We start from the raw sequence: 1,066 nt of genomic DNA, 5'->3' as shown, positions 1-1,066 counted from the left end.
GTATCAAAAATAGCTAAACCGAATCCCAGTCCAACAATCGGTGTCATGAGAGGTGAAATCAACATGGCTCCTATAATGACAGCTGTTGAATTCATATTTAGTCCGATAGAGGCAATAAAAATTGCACACATCAAAATCGCTGTATCTCTCAATCGAACATGAAGGTCATCGTATAATTTCTCACGGTATTCCCGTGTTGAATAATTGGCAGTCATTTGTCCTCTCCTCTTTCCTTATTTAAATTGGTATAATAATTAAAAATAACAGCTGATAAACAGCCAAAAAATATGAGCCCATAAATCGTCAAGAAGACACTGGTAATCCTTCCAATCAAGGTCACAGCTAGGAGATCCCCGTAGCCGACAGTCGTCGAAGTCACAAAAGCATACCAAAGACCGTCTCCGTAATTTGTGATAGCAGGTTCAACTAGGAAAAGCACGCCTCCTGACCCAAAAACAAAGGTCACAAAACTCAGAGCAAACCGAGTAAAACCCGTAACCTGCATAATATGCCATAACATTTTTAAACGTTTCATTTGTTCTCCTTATTCATACTAGCTCCTGACCGAGCCGTTTTTTTCCAATAATCAAAGTGAAGATAGGACATGATCTCCATCAGAGAAAGATAGACAAACTGATAGATCTGATTTAAGCTGATTATCAACTGATATTGTTTGAAAAATGACTGGAAGAAAGACCAGATATGACTGTCTTGAATCAGTCCCTTCTTAATATCAGACAGGATATTAGCTAAAGCTCCCAAGGACTGAAACGGTAAATCCTTGACATTTATATAGATCCGGTCCACCACATCATTCAGACTGGTATCTTGGATGGCATGAAATTCTCCAAAGAGAACTCCTGCCGCTCCAAGAGTAGAAACAAATTCCACCAAATAATTTCTGAGGAAATTTTCTCAACCTTTTCCCATAATGTGTTTAGTGCCATCCATAACGATCCCAACCAGAAAAAGGAAAGAAAACAAGCAAAGAAATTTTGCCGTAAATCCCAAAAAGCTTCAAGACTTGGTGTTGTTGGTTTTTCTAATTAATGCTCAGCTCTTTAAA

The 1,066-nt window shown here is 38.4% G+C and carries 2 protein-coding genes and 2 pseudogenes; all 4 read right to left on the bottom strand.

The window, feature by feature from the left end:
- Window positions 1–215, bottom strand: a pseudogene (locus tag HT731_RS09225) (TIGR00341 family protein); the annotation flags it as partial.
- Window positions 212–535 (bottom strand): potassium channel family protein, encoded by a 324-nt coding sequence (locus HT731_RS09220; RefSeq protein ID WP_000825751.1) that lies wholly within the window; start codon window positions 533–535, stop codon window positions 212–214. The pseudogene HT731_RS09225 and the gene HT731_RS09220, both read right to left, overlap by 4 nt.
- Window positions 532–891 (bottom strand): hypothetical protein, encoded by a 360-nt coding sequence (locus HT731_RS09480; RefSeq protein ID WP_000397555.1) that lies wholly within the window; start codon window positions 889–891, stop codon window positions 532–534. Before HT731_RS09480 ends, HT731_RS09220 begins: the two co-directional genes overlap by 4 nt.
- Window positions 816–1,046, bottom strand: a pseudogene (locus tag HT731_RS09210) (TMEM175 family protein); the annotation flags it as partial. The gene HT731_RS09480 and the pseudogene HT731_RS09210, both read right to left, overlap by 76 nt.
- Between the last annotated feature and the right edge of the window lie 20 nt (window positions 1,047–1,066).

Source organism: Streptococcus sp. k-163 (genome assembly GCF_013277555.1).
GTDB lineage: Bacteria > Bacillota > Bacilli > Lactobacillales > Streptococcaceae > Streptococcus.
Note: the sequence above shows the minus strand (reverse complement) of the source record. Positions and strands in the feature narration are given on the sequence as shown.